The organism is Anoxybacillus sp. ST4 (assembly GCF_019448545.1).
In the GTDB taxonomy this organism is placed as follows: Bacteria; Bacillota; Bacilli; order Bacillales; family Anoxybacillaceae; genus Anoxybacillus; species Anoxybacillus pushchinoensis.
Genome location: NZ_JAHZOE010000080.1, coordinates 1 through 412, shown reverse-complemented (window position 1 = coordinate 412; position 412 = coordinate 1). Strand labels below are relative to the sequence as shown.

At 49.3% G+C, this 412-nt stretch carries 1 protein-coding gene; it reads right to left on the bottom strand.

Annotated features, from left to right (window positions below; genetic code table 11):
- Window positions 1–412: IS66 family transposase zinc-finger binding domain-containing protein (locus K1I44_RS15085; protein WP_219986637.1), on the bottom strand; the 412-nt coding region annotated here is incomplete at both ends.

Genomic DNA, 412 nt, shown 5'->3' with positions numbered 1-412 from the left:
ATTGGCAAGGGTTCCTGTACTAACCGAGTGTTGATATAACGCTTCGATTGTATCACTTAAACGCTTGTAAGGGATCAATTGGATATGATGCAAATAAACAACGAGCGCAGTAAGACGTGGACCGTATTGCACATGATTCGTGACATGTGGTGGAAACTCCGCTTGTTGCACGCATCGACAATGCGGACATGATTTCACTTCACGCTCATGTTGTGTCACTTCAATCGACACGGGAGGCAGATCAAACACTTGACGGACATCGACTTTGAACGGTTTGACGTCACGCAAAGAAGCCCCACATCCTTGACACGTATGTACGCGATGGACGACACGATGATGTGGATGTTCCACTTGACGGAGCGTCGTCCCCTCATGTCCCTCTTGCCCACCAGGCTTTTTGCCAGACGGCTCG